16 protein-coding genes are annotated in these 17,918 nt (G+C 65.0%); 13 read left to right on the forward strand and 3 right to left on the reverse strand.

Annotated features, from left to right (window positions below):
• Positions 1 to 7: 7 nt before the first annotated feature.
• Both EWH10_RS15790 and EWH10_RS15795 read left to right on the forward strand, forming a co-directional pair.
• Positions 8 to 1,756, forward strand: a complete 1,749-nt coding sequence (locus tag EWH10_RS15790) for an MFS transporter (RefSeq protein WP_065846472.1) — start codon at positions 8 to 10, stop codon at positions 1,754 to 1,756.
• Between the two features lie 166 nt (positions 1,757 to 1,922).
• A complete protein-coding gene (locus EWH10_RS15795) occupies positions 1,923 to 2,441 on the forward strand; it encodes a GNAT family N-acetyltransferase (protein WP_044661061.1) in 519 nt (172 codons plus the stop codon).
• A 60-nt stretch (positions 2,442 to 2,501) separates the two neighbouring features.
• Here the strand turns inward: EWH10_RS15795 and EWH10_RS15800 are convergent, their stop codons facing one another.
• Positions 2,502 to 3,089 (reverse strand): outer membrane protein, encoded by a 588-nt coding sequence (locus EWH10_RS15800; RefSeq protein ID WP_025550011.1) that lies wholly within the window; start codon positions 3,087 to 3,089, stop codon positions 2,502 to 2,504.
• A gap of 285 nt (positions 3,090 to 3,374) precedes the next feature.
• Positions 3,375 to 4,055, reverse strand: coding sequence for a spermine/spermidine synthase domain-containing protein (locus EWH10_RS15805; protein WP_025550010.1), 681 nt, complete (start codon positions 4,053 to 4,055; stop codon positions 3,375 to 3,377).
• A gap of 72 nt (positions 4,056 to 4,127) precedes the next feature.
• Here EWH10_RS15805 and EWH10_RS15810 point away from each other — a divergent pair, with 72 nt between their 5' ends.
• The 7 genes from EWH10_RS15810 (at position 4,128) to EWH10_RS15840 (ending at position 9,585) form a co-directional block, all read left to right on the forward strand.
• Entirely contained in the window at positions 4,128 to 4,580 is a 453-nt protein-coding gene (locus EWH10_RS15810; protein ID WP_007686433.1) for a hypothetical protein, read from the forward strand.
• A gap of 61 nt (positions 4,581 to 4,641) precedes the next feature.
• A complete protein-coding gene (locus EWH10_RS15815) occupies positions 4,642 to 5,787 on the forward strand; it encodes a cupin domain-containing protein (RefSeq protein ID WP_065846473.1) in 1,146 nt (381 codons plus the stop codon).
• Positions 5,788 to 5,793: 6 nt separating this feature from the next.
• Positions 5,794 to 6,369, forward strand: coding sequence for a pseudouridine synthase (locus tag EWH10_RS15820; protein WP_025550008.1), 576 nt, complete (start codon positions 5,794 to 5,796; stop codon positions 6,367 to 6,369).
• Positions 6,370 to 6,455: 86 nt separating this feature from the next.
• The gene (locus tag EWH10_RS15825; RefSeq protein ID WP_083199062.1) at positions 6,456 to 7,322 is read left to right on the forward strand and encodes an acyltransferase family protein; all 867 of its coding nucleotides are present in this window, start codon (positions 6,456 to 6,458) and stop codon (positions 7,320 to 7,322) included.
• Between the two features lie 595 nt (positions 7,323 to 7,917).
• Positions 7,918 to 8,142 carry a hypothetical protein gene (locus EWH10_RS15830; RefSeq protein WP_337960590.1) on the forward strand — a complete coding sequence of 75 codons (225 nt, stop codon included), beginning with the start codon at positions 7,918 to 7,920 and terminating at the stop codon, positions 8,140 to 8,142.
• A gap of 31 nt (positions 8,143 to 8,173) precedes the next feature.
• Positions 8,174 to 8,521 carry a hypothetical protein gene (locus tag EWH10_RS15835; RefSeq protein ID WP_065846475.1) on the forward strand — a complete coding sequence of 116 codons (348 nt, stop codon included), beginning with the start codon at positions 8,174 to 8,176 and terminating at the stop codon, positions 8,519 to 8,521.
• A 173-nt stretch (positions 8,522 to 8,694) separates the two neighbouring features.
• On the forward strand, positions 8,695 to 9,585 hold the full coding sequence (locus EWH10_RS15840; protein WP_065846476.1) for a Ros/MucR family transcriptional regulator: 891 nt from the start codon (positions 8,695 to 8,697) through the stop codon (positions 9,583 to 9,585).
• 85 nt (positions 9,586 to 9,670) lie between these two features.
• Here EWH10_RS15840 and yaaA read toward each other — a convergent pair whose 3' ends face one another.
• Entirely contained in the window at positions 9,671 to 10,423 is a 753-nt protein-coding gene (yaaA, locus tag EWH10_RS15845) for a peroxide stress protein YaaA (RefSeq protein ID WP_065846482.1), read from the reverse strand.
• A gap of 253 nt (positions 10,424 to 10,676) precedes the next feature.
• Between yaaA and EWH10_RS15850 the strand changes: the two genes are divergently transcribed.
• From EWH10_RS15850 to bcsA, 4 genes are all read left to right on the forward strand, one after another.
• On the forward strand, positions 10,677 to 12,047 hold the full coding sequence (locus tag EWH10_RS15850; RefSeq protein ID WP_065846477.1) for an FAD/NAD(P)-binding protein: 1,371 nt from the start codon (positions 10,677 to 10,679) through the stop codon (positions 12,045 to 12,047).
• 479 nt (positions 12,048 to 12,526) lie between these two features.
• On the forward strand, positions 12,527 to 12,856 hold the full coding sequence (locus tag EWH10_RS15855; RefSeq protein WP_061935063.1) for a hypothetical protein: 330 nt from the start codon (positions 12,527 to 12,529) through the stop codon (positions 12,854 to 12,856).
• On the forward strand, positions 12,856 to 13,593 hold the full coding sequence (locus EWH10_RS15860; protein WP_025550001.1) for a cellulose synthase operon protein YhjQ/BcsQ: 738 nt from the start codon (positions 12,856 to 12,858) through the stop codon (positions 13,591 to 13,593). Before EWH10_RS15855 ends, EWH10_RS15860 begins: the two co-directional genes overlap by 1 nt.
• On the forward strand, positions 13,593 to 17,918 hold the full coding sequence (gene bcsA, locus EWH10_RS15865; protein WP_065846478.1) for a UDP-forming cellulose synthase catalytic subunit: 4,326 nt from the start codon (positions 13,593 to 13,595) through the stop codon (positions 17,916 to 17,918). Before EWH10_RS15860 ends, bcsA begins: the two co-directional genes overlap by 1 nt.

Below are 17,918 nucleotides of genomic sequence, written 5' to 3' on the forward strand. Positions count from 1 at the left end.
GACGGTTATGGCTTCGACATATGACGGACTGCCAAAACATCATGAAGCGACGCGAAGCGAAAAGCTGATCATCACCGCCAGCTCGCTCGGCACCGTGTTCGAATGGTATGATTTCTACCTCTACGGGCTGCTGACCGCGATCATCGCGGCGCAGTTCCTGACGGGCCTCAACCCGACCACCTCCTTCATCATGGCGCTGCTGATCTTCGCGTCGGGGTTCATCGTCCGTCCCTTCGGCGCCCTCGTCTTCGGCCGCATCGGCGACCTGTTCGGGCGGCGCTACACCTTCATCATCACGCTGCTGGTCATGGGCCTGTCCACCTTCCTGGTCGGGTGCCTTCCCACCTACAAGTCGGTCGGCGTCGCCGCGCCGATCATGCTGGTGGTGCTGCGCATGTTCCAAGGGCTGGCGCTGGGCGGCGAATATGGCGGCGCGGCGACCTATGTCGCGGAGCATGCGCCCGACAACCGGCGGGGCTTCTACACGAGCTGGATTCAGATCACCGCGACCGCAGGGCTCGCCATGGCGCTGCTGATCGTGATCACCGTCCGATCGCCCATCACGGGCGTGGGCGAGGAAGCGTTCAAGGAATGGGGCTGGCGCATTCCCTATCTGGTCTCCGGCCTGTTCCTCGTCCTTGGCCTTTGGCTGCGCCTGAAGCTGCATGAATCGCCCGTTTTCCAGAAAATGAAGGCGGAGGGCACAGGCTCCAAGTCCCCGATCAAGGAAGCCTTCGGTGAGTGGAAGAACCTCAGGATCGTCTTCATCGCCTTTTTCGGCGCGATCGCGGGCCAGGCGGTGGTCTGGTATTGCGGCCAGCTCTACGCGCTGTTCTTCCTGGAGAAGATGCTGAAGATCGACGGCCTGACCGCCAACACGCTCATCATCATCGCGCTCCTCATGGCAGCGCCCTTCTTCCTGTTCTTCGGCTGGCTGTCCGACCGCATCGGCCGCAAGCCCATCATCCTTTCGGGCTGCGCCCTGGCCGCGCTGACGCTGTTCCCGGTCTTCCACCTGCTCACCGACGCCGCCAATCCGGCGCTGGCCCGGGCACAGGCAGCCGCCCCGGTCACGGTCACGGCCGACCCGGCGGAATGTTCTTCCCAGTTCGATCCGGTCGGCGCGAACAAGTTCGACACGACAAGCTGCGACATCGTCAAGAACGCACTGGCCAAGGCGGGCGTCAACTACACCAACGTCGTCGCCGCGCCCGGCACAGTCGCAACGGTCGCGGTCGGCGGCAGGCGCTTCACGGCGCCCGACCCGTCCCGGCTTTCGGGCGACGCGAAGAAGGCGGCCATCGCGCCCTTCACCGCCCAACTGATCGGCGCGCCCGCCAGCCCGGCCAGGGCGGCGGAGGGCGACAAGCCTGCCGTCGCGGCGCGCCCTGCCGTCGAGGGTGAACTCGCCAGGGTCGGCTATCCCGGCAAGGCGAACCCGGCCGAGATCAACAAGCCGCTCGTCGTCGCCCTGCTCTTCTACCTCGTGCTGCTGGTGACGATGGTCTATGGTCCGATCGCCGCCATGCTGGTCGAACTGTTCCCCAGCCGCATCCGCTACTCCTCCATGTCGCTGCCCTATCACATCGGCAATGGCTGGCTGGGCGGGCTGCTTCCGGCGATCGGCTTCGCGATGGTCGCGGCGACCGGGGACATCTATTACGGTATCTGGTACCCGGTGGTGGTGGCGGCGGCGACCGTCGTCCTGGGAATGATCTTCCTGCCCGAAACCTTCCGGCGCAATATCGACGCCTAAGGCGTTTTCCCAGCAGACGGGATCATCTGCTGGCTTGGAAAACGCGGTAAAGCAAAGGCCTGGAGGTTCCCTGCCGGCGCACCCTGATCCTTCCAGATTGTCGAGGATCAAGGTGCGCCGTCGGTCCGACAGCTACTCTGGCGCCGTTGACAAGGGAGACAGTTTCATGACCGACGCCAAGACCATCCTCAGCCTGCCGACCCGGTCGGGCCTCCAGCTCCATGTCCGGCCTGCGGAGGAAAGCGACGAGACGCTGCTCGCGGCCTTTTTCGACAAGGTCAGCGACGAGGACCGACGCTTCCGCTTCTTTTCCGCCGTGCCCCATGTCGGTCATGAGCAACTCGACCCGCTGATCCATGCCGACCATTTCCGCAGCGAAAGCATCCTGGCGTTCGATGGCGCCACGGGCGAACTCGTCGCCTCCGGCATCCTGGCCTGCGACAATGCGATGGACACGGCCGAAGTCGCCGTATCGGTGCGCGGGGATTATAAGGGCCGGGGCGTCGGCTGGGCGGTGCTCGACCATCTGGCCGGCGAGGCGCAGAAGCGCGGCGTGCGGCGGGTGATCTCGATCGAGAGCCGCGACAATCACGGCACCATAGAATTGGAGCGGGAAAAGGGCTTTGCGGTCGAACCGGTGGAAGGCGATCCGACGCTGGTCATCCTCGCCAGATCATTTCGCTGAACGGGCAAACCAGATGCCGCGGGAGCGGCGTCCCGATGGGGCGCCGCTCCCGCGTCCAAGTCAGAAGCGATAGCCGACGACCAGCGCAGCCTGGTGGCGCTCGGGCTTCACGTCGAAGACGCGCTCATAGCTCGAATAGCGATATTCGAGGCGGGCAAGGAAACCCATCACATTGGTTTCGACGCCAGCGCCCAGACGATAGCCCTGAAGGTTGCCCGAGGCGGTCTGGATCGTGGCGCCGTTCTGATAGGAACCCTTGGCGCGGGCGTTGGTGTAGCCGCCCTTGGCATAGAGCATCACATTTTCGGCAACCTGGCCGCCGATGCGAATGCCGGCATAGAGATCGCGGCCGGTGCGCGCGCTGACGCGATCGCCGGCGACGAAGACGTCGGTGCTCGAATCCTTGGTGTCGGAATCGGCATATTCGCCTTCAATGCCGAACACCGCGCCCCGCAGGTTGATGTCATAGCCGATGACGCCGCCATAGAGCAGCCCGGTGTCATGCGCGTCCGCGCCGAGATCGGCATGGTCGGCACCCACGACGGCGCCGACATAGGGGCCGGAGAAGTTGGAGCGCACCGCGTCCTGCGCGAAGGCGGGAGAGGCGAAAGAAGCCGCGACGGCGGCGATGGCGATGATCTTCTTCAAGTCAATATCCTTCGAGAAGCTTCGAAATCCAGAGGGTGCCGCACTTAGAATTCGAATAGTCCCGCGTAAACCGCCGGTCGGTCTTCATTGGTCGCAACAGCTTGTCCTTGTTGCACAATTGCACCAGCGACGTCGCCGATAAGCCCGTATGACGGACGATCCTTCTCATCGGATCGTGAGGCCGGGATTTTTTTATGAGAGGACGGAACCATTATTGCTGTTGTTCGTGCAGGCGCATTCCCATGCCGCGCTGACCCTGTTCATGGGTCACCCCGGACGTTTGCGCTATCGGGACGCTCTTTTCGTGGCGAACCAGATGACGTGCCGTGGCCCCTTGCCGTTGCTGCGGGCGCGCACGGCAACCTCTTCGACCGTCAGGCCAGCGCGGGAAAGGCGGCGGGTGAAGCTCGCATCGGGAGCGGCGGACCAGATCGCCAATATGCCGCCGGGCCTGAGCGCGGCGATCGCAGCCGCGATCCCCTGCGCCGAATAGAGACGGTCGTTCGCCTGGCGCACTAAGCCGTCCGGCCCATTGTCGACGTCGAGCAGGATGGCGTCGTACAGCCCCCGCGCCGTGCCGATCAGATCGGCCACATCAGCCTGGACCAGCCGCACGCGCGGATCGTCCAGGCAACCCGCGGCCAGTTCCGCCATCGGCCCGCGCGCCCACTGGATGATCTCCGGCACCAGTTCCGCCACGGTGACGGTTGCCGTGCCGTCGAGCGCCGCCAGCGCCGCGCGCAACGTGAAGCCCATGCCATAGCCGCCGATCAGCAGATGCGGGCGCGCCCGGCCGCGCAGCCGTTCGCAGCTCAGATTGGCGAGCGCCTCTTCCGACCCGCTCATCCGGCTGCTCATCAGTTCGTTGCGGTCGAGCACGATCATGAAATCCCCGCCTCGGCGATAGAGGGTCAGTTCCTCCCCGCCGGGAACCTGCGCCGTTCCGATGAATTCGCGTGCCTGCATACCAACTACTCCCGGCGGGTCCGCCGCCAGCGGGGGCTTTACGGCAATGCGGCGCGGCGTCAAAGGAGCGAGATGCGATATTTCCTCGATACAGAATTCAACGGCTTCGGCGGCGACCTCATCAGCCTGGCGCTCGTCCCCGAAATTGGAGACCAGGATTTCTACGTCTCGCTTCCCCTGCCGGCCGAAATCCATCCCTGGGTGGAGAAGAATGTGATTCCCTATCTGCGCTTCGTGCCGCCGGGCGTCGACCATCAGTTGAACCGGGTGGAGGCCGCCCAGCATCTGGAAGCCTATCTGGCGCATGACCGCGATCCGCTTATCATCGCCGACTGGCCCGATGACCTCGCCCATTTCTGCGCCCTGCTCGTGACCGGCCCGGCCGAGATGATCAGGCTGGACGGGCTGCGCCTTGAACTCATCAACGGCGCGGGGTTCAGCGCCGCGTCCAACAGCCGGATGCCGCACAACGCCCTCCATGATGCGCACGCGCTCAAGGACTTCTACCTGAACTGGGCCGTCTGAACGGCGCGCTGGCGCGGTTCCTTTCTTTGACAGCGGGTGCAGGACGGCGCATGGGCGGGGCATGCACCTCGCCCGTTTCGACATTGACCTGTTCCTGCGCCACCATTGGCAGAAGCGCCCGCTGCTGATCCGCAACCCGTGGAGCGCGTGGCGCAACCCGCTGGAGCCGGACGAGCTGGCCGGCTTCGCCTGCGAGGAGGGCGTCGAATCGCGCCTCATCACCCGGCAGGCGGATAGGCTCGCCATGGAAAGCGGCCCGCTGCCGGAGGATCGTTTCACCGAACTCGGCGACGCCTGGACACTTCTGGTGCAGGCGGTCGACCATCATGTGCCCGATGTCGCGGCGTTGATCCAACCCTTCCGCTTCATACCCGACTGGCGCATCGACGATGTGATGGTCAGCTATGCTACCGACGGGGGCGGCGTCGGGCCGCATTTCGACCAATATGACGTGTTCCTGGTGCAGGGCCTGGGCAAGAGGCGCTGGCGCGTCGGCCCGCGATGCGATTCCGCAACGCCGCTGCTGCCGCATGACGACCTGCGCCTGATCCCCGATTTCGAGGCGACGGGGGACTATGTCCTCGAACCCGGAGACATTCTCTATGTCCCGCCCTGCTTCACGCATGACGGCGTGGCGGTGGGCGGGGACTGCATGACCTATTCCATCGGCTTCCGCGCGCCGTCCCGCGCCGAACTAATCGAAAACTGGTGCCGGCATCAGGCCGACGACATGGTGGACGAGGATCGCTATGCCGATCCCGACCTCATCATCCAGCCCAATGCCGGTGAGATCGCGGCGTCGGCCCTCGACCGGATGCATGCCATGGTGCTGGAGGCGCTGTCCGACCGCCGCGCCTTCGCCCGCTGGTTCGGCCTTTACAACAGCCTGCCCAAGTCGGCGGACATGGATTGGCGGCCGGATGAGCCGGCGGACGAAGCGACGGTGCGCGCCCTTCTGGCTCAGGGCGTGCCGCTCAGCCGCAATCCCGCCAGCCGCTTTTCCTTCATCCGCCAGGGAGAGCCGGAACTGCTGCTGTTCGTGGACGGCCATGGCTTCGATTGCGACGGCGACACGGCGCGACTGGCCGAGGGGCTGTGCATGGAACCGGCCATGGTCGTGGATGCGGAACTCGCGGCCTCCGCCGCCGTGGTCACGCTGGTTGCGGCGTTGATCGACCAGGGCAGCCTGGCGTTCGATGCGGACTGATCCGTCATGGCGCTGATCCTGTTCAACAAGCCTTATGGCGTGCTCTGCCAGTTCAGCGATGAACGGACGGGCCCGCCCCGTCCGACGCTGGCCGCCTATATCGACCGCCCCGGCTTCTATCCGGCGGGCCGGCTCGACCTCGACAGCGAGGGATTGTTGCTGCTGACCGACGACGGCCGCCTGCAGGCGCGGATAGCCGACCCGCGTTTCAAGATGCCCAAGACCTATCTCGTGCAGGTGGAGGGGGACCCGGACGGGGCGACGCTGGCGGCGCTGCGGCGTGGCGTGCGCCTGAAGGACGGCCTGACCCTGCCCGCGCAGGTCGAACGCATCGACGCGCCCCCCCTCTGGCCCCGCGATCCCCCGGTCCGGTTTCGCAAGAGCGTGCCGGATTGCTGGCTGAGCCTGACGATCCGCGAAGGACGCAACCGACAGGTCAGGCGCATGACGGCTGCCCTGGGGCACCCGACTTTGCGGCTGGTGCGGTGGCGGATCGGGGACTGGACGCTCAACGGCATCGCGCAGGGACAATGGCGCGAAGCGGCGGCAGAACAGGGCAGGGTCCGACCAGGCGCGCAGTAGAGTGTCCCGCCCATCCGATATAACCGGATCGCCGCGCCAGAGCATATTCCAAGCAGGAGCAATCCTCTGCCGACCCGGAAAAGGCGGTGAAAACACAGATCCAGAGCGGCCGAACCGACGGGTCGAAATCTGGTCTAGTTCAAGCTAAAGGGTATGCGCAACGTCGTGCGAATATCGCTGGCATCGTCGGTTGCGCCCACTTCGACCGTCCAGTTGATCATAGCTGGTCTCCAGACCCGTTGGTCCATTATTCGCTCAACGGCCCCTCCTGGAGCCTGTCCGACGAGCTGTTCTTCTATGCGCTTTTCCCATGGCTTTTGAAATGGCGCGAGCCGGTGCTGCGCGCGGTCTTCATCGCCGGCATGGTCCTGATCGTGGCGGGAAGCTGTTTTACCGCCCTTAGGGTCGCGGGTTATTCGCCCTGGGTGGACTGGATCTTCTATGTGTTCCCGCTTACGCGGCTGTTCGAATTCATTGCGGGCATCCTGCTGTGCCGGGCCTGGCGATCGGGCATCGGACGACGGTGGGCGACGAGCGCAACGGAAGCACTTGCGGTCATTTCGCTGCCGGCGACCATGGTCGCCGTGGAATGGTTCGCAGTTCCGCTCGCTTTTCGCTACCAGCTCATCTTCCTGCCGCCGATGGCTGTCCTGATATTGATATTCGCCCATGGTCAGGGCGCATTATCGCATCTGCTCCGCCAGCCTGGGCTGCAATCGCTGGGAGCGGCCTCCTTCGCTCTCTATCTCGTTCACCGGCCGATGATCACATTCATGGAAAGGTGGTCAGGCGGCGGGGCCGCAAGCGACATTGCCTTGGCGACCGCCATGCTGCTGATGGCCATGCTTGCGTCCATCCTTGGCTTCGCCCTGCTGGACCGGCCGGTGCAGCATTGGCTCCGCCGTCGCGAGACATTCACGGTGAAGCGCAAGGCATTCGCCATTCGGCAATGAACAGGCCTGCTGCAAGCATCGATGCCCCGCGACTTGGCCAAGCGGCAAATCGTTCCCTCATGGAATCGGGCCTCATCGATCTTTTTCCCATCGACTTAGGGAGACGTCCGACGAATAGTCGCAGGAACTGCAACGCAACCTCGATAGCGAGAGGAACAAGCTTGTCGTCGAGCCCTTCTACAGGCACGAGAAGATCGATGGCTCCATCAAGGGCCCCTTCGACCTCCGCGCCGTGGGCGGCCCGGACCCGTTCATCCGGTGATTTAATTCGGATGGACGACTGAAGACTTCCCCCGCGTTTTGGCAGCGGGGCCGACACGCCTCGCTGTCACGCCATAAATGGTCGGACCATGCCCGAATAATATTTCTCATATAATGTCATTGCTGAAAACAGGATGGAGGTGCAACAGCACCTTCGTTGACCTGTTCGGGCATGGTTCATAGCCTGACATGCTTCGTGGCAAACCCATCGAAAATTCGCGACACGCCGCAACAACTCAGCACCCGCAGGTTCAACATCGGTCAAGGCGCGGGGCCGTTCCGCCATGGCCGCGGCGGCCATTGTCCGTGACGCCCAAGGCGCAGCTTGATCTGGGTGATTCCTTTTGCGGTTGCCGGAAGCAAACAGCGCCCGCATAGCGGTGGCATGGACGAGAAGACGACGAATCTGATCATGGCTATTCTCAGTCGGGCGCCGCAATGGATCAGGCACGACCTGCTGTCCAAGGATGCGGGCGTCAAGCAGCGGGCGGAGGAGACGCTGGCCGCCATGATCGCCAACGCCCTCGCCACAGGAACCGACGACTCGACGGCGAGTTAGGGAGGAAGTCCGTTCCAACAAGGCTCCAGCAATGACATGCCGCTCTCTCCCCGGCGCCCTCATGCCGATGGCCGCCATAGTGGCGGCCGCCGCGACCCTCGCGCCGGCAGGCGCACAACGGCCGGACGCCGACATGGAGGTCCAGTGCGCCGCCGGACGGCGCTTTTCCGTCCGCGCCGATGCCGACCGCGCCACTGTCGTCTGGAAGGACGGGCAGCTCACGCTCAAACGCGGGGCAATATCGCTGGGCCGATATTATCGAAGCCCCCGGGCGGCCCTCATCATCGACGGCGACTATGTGTCTTTCGTGCCCAGGGGCGACCGGAACTGGCGCGACTGCCGCCTCATGCCCAGGACCGATGTCATTGAGAAGGATTGATGCCCGATCACGCACGCCGATTTGACGATCATGGAACGGGATCGACTTTCCGACATTGGATCGATTGCCGGCAAATACAGGCATAGAAGACCATTTACTGGAAATCCGACATTTACAATCTGTGTCGATTTGCGCAAATAGCGCTAACATCCTCCTGAAACGGGTTCGCTCACATGGCCGACGAAGACAAGAACGACATCACTGCCCTTACCGTCCAGTTGCTCAGCGCTTATGTCTCGCGAAACAGCGTTCCGAGCGAAAGCCTGGCCGATCTGATCAAGACCACCCGCACGGCGCTGACGGAAAATGCCACGGCGACCATTGCCGAGCCCGCTGCCGAAACCTTCACGCCTGCGGTTTCGGTGCGCAAGAGCCTCGCCTCGCCCGATCATATCCTCAGCCTGATCGACGGCAGGCCGTACAAGACCTTGAAGCGCCATCTGGCCGCTCATGGCCTGACGCCGGAACAATATCGGGAACGCTACAAGCTGCCCAGCACCTATCCGCTGGTGGCGCAAAGCTATTCGCAGGCGCGTCGCGCCGTCGCGGAAAAGGCCGGCCTGGGCCGTAAGCCGGCCGTCGCTGCCAAGGCCGCAGCCCCTGCGAAGGCAGCGGCCACTCCGGCAAGCCCGGCCGCCGCGCCCAAGGCGGCAGCGCCCAAATCATCGGAAAGGGCTGCTCCCGCCGCCGGGTCCGATGCGCCGGCGAAGGCCGCGGCGCCTGCTAAGGCCGCAGCGCCAAAGACGAACAAGGCGAAGGATGGGCCCGCCCCCGTCATATCGAACCGCGGCAATCGCGCCGCGGCGCCGGCCTCCGCCAGTAAGGACAGGAAGGAGCCGCGCCAGCGCCTTTCGATCGCCGCCGCCAAGGGCGACAAGGCGGACGGCAAGGCTGCCGCCGCTTCCAAGGCCCCTGCGCAGGAAAAGGCCCCGGTAAAGAAGGCCGCTCCTGCGAAGGCCAATGGAACCGCCAAGCCCAAGTCGCTGAAGGCGGCATTGGAAGCAGCCAGTTCGCATCTGGGCGGCGAGGAAAAGACGCCCGAAGCCGCGACCGCCAAATCCTGATCATGGGTGGGAAGCGAGCGATCACGATCTCGCTTCCCATCCGGCCATCCGGGCGGTCGTAGCAACGGAACGGCGGCAAGCCCGCTCAGGCCCGAGTGAAGCGCCAGCGATCGGGCTCGCTCTCCCCGGCATCGAAGCGATAGCCGTCGCTGTCGAAGCCGCGCATCGCATCGACGTCGGTTATGCGATGCTCGCACATCCATCGGGCCATCATGCCCCGGGCGCGCTTGGCATTGAAACTGACGAAGCGCGGTCCGTCGGGACCGGGCTCGCGAAAATCGACGTCGATGATGCGGATGCCCGCCAGCTTGCCTTCCACCGCCGCGAAATATTCCTGGCTGGCGAGGTTGAGGACCACGCCCGACCCCTCCTCCGCGATCTGCCCGCGGAGCAGTTCAGCGATGCGATCGCCCCACCAGTCGGTCAGCTTCTTGTGGCGCGGCGCCCAGCGCGTCCCCATCTCCAGCCGGTAGGGCCGGATCGCGTCCAGCGGCCGCAACAGGCCATAAAGGCCCGACAGCATCCGGACATGGTCCTGCGCGAAGGCGACCGCCGCTTCGTCCAGCGTACTGGCTTCGAAACCTGTATAGACATCGCCGGCGAAGGCGAACAAAGCCTGCCGTTCGGGCAAGTCGGCAAAATCGCGGAAGCGGTCGGCATTGAGCTTCGCCAGGCGCGGCGAGATATGCATCAACTCCGACAACCGCTTCTGCGAAAGGTTGGCGGCCGATCTGGCCAGGTCGCGCGCCTCTTCGGCGAAATGCGGGGTGGTGACGGGCAGGGGCGGCAGCGCGCGTTCGAAATCAAACGTCTTGGCGGGGGATAGCAGTGCGATCATGCCAGCCTCCGTAGCGAGCGGCCGCCCATGCGTCAAAATGCCGTTGCACAGCATATTGCCGACGGCGTTCCATGACGCCGGATCGGCATTGCCGCGACCCTTGTCCACAATGGGGCTTGCCCCTATTGCCTGTCCGCTCCTAGGCTTGGGAAATGCGTTCGGGCGGAAGGGGTTGGGACAGTTGCGATCCTGCTTCTTCCATGGTCCGCCGCGCCATCCGGGCCAACCGCTGTTATGGAAAAATGCCTGATCCATGCTGAAGGTCGATCACGCCGCCATTATCGGAGGAGGGTTCAGCGGCACGCTGCTCGCCATCAACCTGCTTCGTCATGGTGCGTTGCGCGTGACGATGGTGGAGCGCCATGAAGAACGGATGGGCCGGGGCCTCGCCTATGGAGCGGCGCATGCCGGCCATGTTCTCAACGTGCGCGCCGCCAATATGAGCGCTTTGCCCGACAGCCCCCATCATTTCACCGACTGGCTGAAGCAGCAGGGACTGGGCCAGGAAGGCAGCTTCGCCACCCGGCGCGACTATGGCGCCTATCTCAGCGCCATGCTGGACCAGATGCGGGGGCAGGCCGCGGACAGGCTGACCATATTGAGCGGCGATGCCGTCGACCTGCAGCTGCGCGACGACGGCATATGCGTCGTCCTGCGTTCCGGGGGCGGGATCGAAGCCGACATCGTGGCGCTGGCGCCCGGCAATCTGCCGCCGCACGACCTGCCCGCCTTTGCCGGATTGCGCGACAGGGACGGCCCCGAGAACGCCGTCTATGTGAACGATCCCTGGGCGGCGACCATCGCGGCGGGCTTGCAGGACAGCGATCGGGTGCTGCTGCTCGGCAGCGGGCTGACGGCGGTGGATTGCGCGCTCAGCCTGGATCGTGCCGGGTTCCGGGGGCGGATCGTCGCCCTATCCCGCCGTGGGCTGGCGCCACAAAGCCATGCGCCGGCACCCCCCTATGCGCCGCGCAGCGACCGGCCGAAGGGCGCCGCTTCCACGCTGGTCCGGACGCTGCGCAGGCGCAGCGCGGAAATCGGCTGGCGCAATGCCGTGGATGAACTTCGCCGCTTCACCCAGGATATGTGGCGGGCCGCCAGCGCGGAGGAGCGCAGCCGCTGCCTGCGCCACCTGCGCCCCTATTGGGACGTACACCGCCACCGCATCGCACCGCAGGTGGCGGAGCGGCTGGCGGCGATGCAGGCGGAAGGACGGCTGGAAATCCGCGCCGCGAAGGTCGTGCAGGCCGTTCCGGAGGGCGGCACGATCCATGTGCATCTGCGTCGTCGTGGCCGGGAAGAGGGCGAGACCGTCGCCTTCGCCAGGGTCGTCAATTGCACCGGCCCGCTGGGCGACCTGCGGCGCACCGACGATCCGTTGCTGCGTCGCCTGGCATCGCGGGGCGACATCCGCCCCGATCCGTTGGCGATCGGCATCGATGTCGACCGCCAATGCCATGCCATAGCCCGCGACGGATCGGCCCAGCCCCGCCTTTTCGTCGTCGGCCCGATGACCCGCGGCGCCCATTGGGAAATCGTCGCCGTTCCCGACATCCGCCGCCAGGTTTGGGAACTGGCGCGGGAGATCACTGGCGCCCATTGGGTCGAGGCCGAGGGTTTGTAGTAAAGCCCGATCCCCGTCTTGCGGGATCGGCCACCACTTCATGATATGGTCCTGATGAAGTCGCCTATCCGGCGATGATGCGCCAGTGATTCCAGCTTGTTTAACACTTGTCCGGGTCGCAAGGGAAATGACCGGCCTTTATCCGTCAGCCGCCCGATCATGATATTCCCTTTATAATCCAATCCGGTTCAGGTTGAAAAAATGCCATGAATCGAGCCGCACCTGTATCTCATTGGCACAAAACCGATCCTTGCTGCCCCGGATCGTTACGGATGAGACATGACAGAAAAGCCCGGTGGAATGTATTTGCCGACATATACCGTTCAGAAACAGTCTATTAGCGAAACGATCGGCATATCTTTCTTGATCCATATCAGCTTTCAGTTTTTTGTCGCATCCCACTGTCATTCTATTAAGAAAGATATAGTAAATTAGCTATAAGCAACAAACTACTTACCGTTCACGCATATGGGGGGCCAATGCGCCGCGATGCTCGCAAACTGCTGGAGAAGCTGAACCGCAAGGACTTCGCCTATCGCGAATTTGAGGACCGGTTCTCGGAAACGGAATTATGGCCCATTTTCGCGGCCGTACTGGGCGACCAGAAGGTGGTGGGCGATGACGCCGCACGGCTGCCCGTCCGGCAGGTCCAGCAGGACGAACGGCCCGCCCCCGCCGCCAGGACATCGCAGCCCCAGGCCGCGCCGAATCAGATCTTCGCCCAATATGGCGCGCCCCAGCGGCGGGCGGCGCCGAAGAACAATGTCGACCTCAAGGAATTCTTCAACCGCTTCTCGGAGCTGGATTGATGGCCGTCATCCTGCTTCAATCGCCCAAGGGGGGCACCGGCACGACTTTCCTGGCGGCCCAGCTCGCCCTGCACCTTGCCGGCAAGGGCTATGAGGTCAACGCGCTCGACTGCACCTTCCAGGATTCGCTGAAGATGCATTTCGGCTTCATGCCGGCGCAGGCCGTGCCGGAATGGGGCGCGGGCGGCGGCGAACCGCTGGTGGCCTTCGGGGTCAGCGTCATGCAGGGCCATGGCCAGAGCCGCTCCGCCGCCTTCGCGGCGCGGGTGGACCGGGAGTTCGAGCGGATGTTCGATCCCGGCCATATCTGGATCGTCGATGTCGCATCGGAGGACCGGCACCTGCTGGAACTGCTGATGCCCCGCTGCGTGCTGCATATCTGTCCCCTTCTGCCCACCGCCGCGTCGCTCGCCACGCTCAACCGCCTGAGCGAGACGGCCCCGGCGATGAAGCTGGACCGCACCGTCTTCGTCCTCAACCAGCTGGACGACCGGCAGAAGCTGTCGCGCCACAGCCACAGCTTCGTTCGCGACCTGTTCGGGGACCAGTTGCTGGCCACCATCCGCCGCGACGAGGCCGTCAACGAAGCGCTCGCGCGGTTCGAACTCATCAGCAAATATGCGCCGCCGAGCGCCGCGTTGCAGGACCTGCGCCTGTTCGCCGACGCCGTGGAAGAGCGCATCGGACTGAAACCCGCCCCGGGAGAGGCGAACATCGAGGTTACAGGAGACGCCTGATGTCCCTCCCTTCCCAATTCGCCCCGCAGGCCCTTCTCAGGCTTGCGGCGGGGCTCTTCGTGGCTGCCGTCGTCATCGTCGTGGTGACGGTGCCGCTCGACCTGGAATCGCAGTGGATATTCGCGCTGACCACCATGGCGGGCGTGATCCTGTTCAACCGTTCGCCCGGCAAGCGGTCGACCATCGCCATCGGCATATTGTCGCTGCTGGTATCCACCCGCTATCTGTTCTGGCGCACGACGCACACGCTGGACTTCGACAGCCTGCCCGCGGCCCTGCTGGGCACCGGCCTTTATCTGGCGGAACTCTACGCCTGGGTCATCCTGGTCCTGGGCCTGTTGCAGACGAGCTGGCCGCTGGACCGCCCGGTCGTGGAGATCGAGGGCGAGCCCGATCAATGGCCGGTCATCGACGTCTATATCCCCACCTATAATGAGAGCCTGGCGATAGTCCAGAACACGGTTTTCGCGGCGATGGACATGGATTATCCGCGCGACCGCTTCCACGTCTATATCCTGGACGACGGCCGCCGCCCCGAATTCCGGGCCTTCGCGCGGCAGGCCGGCTGCGGCTACCTGACGCGGGCCGACAATCTGCACGCCAAGGCGGGCAATCTGAACGCCGCGATGAAGAAGACCGACGGGGAACTGATCGCGATCTTCGACTGCGACCACGTCCCCACCCGCGCCTTCCTGCAGATGACGGTCGGCTGGTTCCAGAAGGACGCGCGGCTGGCGCTGATGCAGACGCCGCACCATTTCTATTCGCCCGATCCGGTGCAGCGGAACCTGGGCAATGTGAAGGAACTGCCGGGCGAAGGCGACCTGTTCTACGGCGCGGTGCAGAAGGGCAACGACCTGTGGAACGCGACCTTCTTCTGCGGGTCGTGCGCGGTCATCCGCCGATCCGCGCTGGAGCAGACCAACGGCTTTGCCGGCGAGACGGTGACGGAGGACGCGCATACCGCGCTGAAACTGCAGCGCATGGGCTGGAACACCGCCTATATCGGCATCCGCCTGTCGGCGGGCCTCGCGACCGAGCGGCTGGTGCTGCATGTCGGCCAGCGCATCCGCTGGGCGCGCGGCATGACGCAGATCATGCGGATCGACAATCCGCTTTTCGGGCCGGGCCTGAACTGGCACCAGCGGCTTTGCTACCTGAACGCGATGCTGCATTTCCAGTTTCCGCTGCCGCGCATCGTGTTCCTGACGTCGCCGCTCGCCTATCTGATCGGCGGACAGAACATCATCCATGCGTCGGCCGCGCTGATCTTCGCCTATGCGCTGCCGCACCTGTTCATCTCCACCATGTCGAGCGAGCGCATCCAGGGCGGCGACCGGCGGCCCTTCTGGGGCGAGATCTACGAAACGCTGCTCGCCTTCCATCTGGTGAAGCCGACGCTGTTCACGCTGCTGAACCCGCGCAAGGGCAAGTTCAACGTGACCGACAAGGGCGGCCTGCTGGACCAGACCTATTTCGACGGCACCACGGTGCGGCCGCATGTCATCACCGCGCTGCTGCTGGTGTTCGGCGTGATCTTCGGCTTCGTGAAGCTGAACTTCCCCCTCCTGTTCGACGCCCAGTGGGACACGGTGCTGCTGAACACCGCATGGGCGAGCTTCAGCCTGCTGATCCTGATCGCGGCGATTTCGGTCGCACGGGAACAGCGGCAGGTGCGCGAGAATATCCGCATCACCGCGCAAATGCCCGTGACGCTCTATTTCGACGACGGCTATGTCGTCGACGGGACGACCGTGGACATTTCATTGGGCGGGCTGGCGGCGGAGCTGCCGGACGGTTTCGCGCTCCAGGGACGCAAGGTCACGGACATCTCGCTGCCGATGGGCGACGAGACGCTGACCATTCCGGTCGACACGGTTCGCCTGGATAACGGCCGGGCCAAGCTGCGCTTCCAGCCGCTCGACATGGTGCATGCCCGTCATCTGGTGCGCGCCGTCATGGGCCGCGCCGATGCGTGGCAATCGGACAAGCCGCTGGCGCCGGTCGCCGGCCTCAAATCCATCAGGGATATTTTCAGCGTGGGCATCGACACGATCATCGACATATGGCGCCTGCCGCGCCGCCGGAAGAAGGCGATGCGCGCCATGGCCGCCGCCGCGGCCGCCGGGGCGCTCGCCACCACTTCGGCCAATGCGGTTCCCGCCGTGCCGGCGAGCACCCCCGCCGCGGCCACGCCGGTCCCGGCGGCGGGCGGCAAGCCGCAGCGGCTGCTGCTCAAGGACCTGCAGGTCAAGAACCCCATCCGCCTCGCCGGAACGCGCGGCGAATATGGCATTCCCTTCGGCCTGCGCAGCAACCAGGTCGTGACCGGCGCCTCTCTGACCCTGGCCTTCAACTTCTCGCCCTCGCTGCTGGGCGACCTCAGCCAGATCGTCGTCCTGCTGAACGGAGAAGTGGTCAACGCCCTGCCGCTTCGGCCTTCGGACGGCACGACGCAGACGGTGACCGTGCCGATCAACCCGGCGCTGTTCCTGCCGGGCGACAATTCGCTCAACCTACGCTTCATCGGCCATTACACCCGCGACTGCGAAGACCCCTTCCACAGCTCGCTCTGGGCCAATGTCAGCAACACGCGGTCGGTGCTGAACATCACCACCCAGTCGCTGCCGCTGAAGCCCGACCTCGCGCGCCTGCCCGCGCCCTTTTTCGACCGCAACGACAATGTGGCGCTGAAACTGCCCTTCGTCTTCGCGGGCAAGCCCACCAATGGCGAGCTGGAGGCAGCGGCCAGCACCGCATCCTGGTTCGGCGGCATGGCCAGCTATCGCGGCTATTCCTTCAAGCCCAGCTTTGGCCAGATCCCCGCCGGCAACGCCGTGCTGTTCGTGACGCCGGGCCGCCGCATTCCCGGCATCAACCTTCCCGGAGGGCCCGCCGCCACCATCATCACCAATCCGGTGGACAGCGAGGGCCAGTTGCTGGTCGTCAGCGGCAGCGACGAGAAGCAGTTGAAGCAGGCGGCCGCGGCGCTCGCCATCGGACGGGGCATGCTGGGCGGGGCGAGCGCGTCGCTGGACGGCGTGCGCCTGCCCTCCTTCCCCCGCTATTCCGCGCCGCGCTGGCTGCGCACCGACCGGCCGGTGCGCCTGGGCGAGATCGTGCCGCGCTATGCCCTGCAGGGCATCGGCCTGCCGCCCGGCCCGCTCAGCGCCGGTTTCCATGTCGCGCCCGACCTGTTCTTCTGGCCGCGCCAGGGGGCCAAGCTCGACCTGCGCTACCGCTATCCGTCCGCCCCCTGGCTGGACAAGTCCCGCTCGCGCCTCGACCTGTCGATGAACGGCCAATATCTGACCACCCTGCCGCTGACCGGCGAACATTGGTGGGACAAATGGTTCGGCGGCGGACGGCCCACGGCCTATACGTCGCGCGCCGACGTCGTGCTGCCGCGCTACGACCTGTTCGGCCAGAACTCGCTGGTGTTCGACTATAATCTGCTGGTCCAGTCCAAGCAGCGCTGCGAGGGGATGCTGCCCGACAATGTGCGCGTCAGCATCTTGCCGGAAAGCTCGATCGACCTCAGCCACGCCTATCATGCGCTGCACATGCCCAATCTGGCGAGCTTCGCGGGCGGGGGCTATCCCTTCACCGTGCGGCCCGACATGGCGGAGACGGTCGTCCTGCTGCCCGGCGATCCGACGGCCGCCGTGGTCGAGGCCTTCCTGAACGTCATGGGCCGTTTCGGGGACGCGACCGGCGCACCCGCGATCCGGGCCAGCGTCACCCGGTCGGTCGATGCCGCGCGCATGGCGGGCAAGGACATATTGGTCATCGGCCCGGTCCAGATCGCCCAGTCGGAATCGCTCTTTTCCGGCGCGCCCGTCTTCTACCAGGACGGCCGGCTGCGCGTCACCGAACGCACGCCGGTGGAGCGGGCCTTCGACCTCTTCTCCCCCTATGAGCGCAGCGACAGCGGCACGGTCGACGGCTTCTTCTCCGGGTCCGACAGCTTCAGCGGCATCGTCGGCTTCCAGTCGCCCTTCGACACCGGCCGCAGCGTCGTCGCGCTGCTGGCCAGCGATCCCGAAGCGCTGCCGGCGCTGGTCAACGGCCTCAACGACACCAGGATCAACGCGCAGGTGCAGGGCGATCTTTCGGTGGTGGACGGCGAAGGCATGGCGAGCTTTGCGGTGGGCGACGGCTATTGGGTCGGATCGCTGCCGGTCTGGATGAAGATCGCCTATTGGATGAGCCAGCGGCCGTTCCTGATCGCCCTGGGTGGCCTGCTGGTCGCCTTCCTCATCTCCGCACCGGTCTATCTGCTGTTCAAGCGGCAGGAAACCAAGCGCCTCGAAGCGGTGAAATGA

Source organism: Sphingobium fuliginis, assembly GCF_004152845.1.
Classification (GTDB): domain Bacteria; phylum Pseudomonadota; class Alphaproteobacteria; order Sphingomonadales; family Sphingomonadaceae; genus Sphingobium; species Sphingobium fuliginis.